Consider the following 487-nt stretch of genomic DNA (forward strand, 5'->3'; position numbering starts at 1 on the left):
GCATATATGCTTTTGCGGAATCATCCACCGCATTGATATCCCTGTTGCCAAGCTCCCACGAACCACGCAACGCAAACAGATTACGCCCCGTTAGAGCATCGCATCCAATTTTTTGGAGTTTTTCGATAACCTGCTGATGGTGTCGCTTAGAGACAACTTCAATGAGTTCGAGAGCCTTTTTGCCGAGTTCAGTGTCAGGCGTCTGCGTATAATTCTGGACCATAAGACAGGGTTCAGAGACGTTATAGAAAGCATGATGCGGGAGCATCAGCCCAACAATCTTATTCTCCATCTGCTAGAATTTTATTTCATCACCAAGGATGACACGACCATCAAGAGTAGGCTMAACACAGAGAGCCATAGCAATATCGGGCCCGAACATATCCAATGATTTAGGGACACCTAKCGTGGCTTCGCCTTCATCACGCTTCGTGAAAAGCTCAGCATCATTGATGACACGCTTCTTCATCATCTTCAGAGATCCATC

The 487-nt window shown here is 46.4% G+C and carries 2 protein-coding genes; both read right to left on the bottom strand.

The window, feature by feature from the left end; translation table 11 throughout:
• A partial coding sequence (locus KP705_RS17175; protein ID WP_215765146.1) for a hypothetical protein occupies positions 1-292 on the bottom strand: 292 nt, incomplete at its 3' end.
• Between the two features lie 3 nt (positions 293-295).
• Positions 296-487, bottom strand: a 192-nt coding sequence (locus KP705_RS17180; RefSeq protein WP_215765147.1) for a hypothetical protein, incomplete at its 5' end; no start/stop codon positions are given.

This window comes from Gluconobacter sp. P1D12_c, from assembly GCF_018812105.1.
Lineage (GTDB): Bacteria > Pseudomonadota > Alphaproteobacteria > Acetobacterales > Acetobacteraceae > Gluconobacter > Gluconobacter oxydans_A.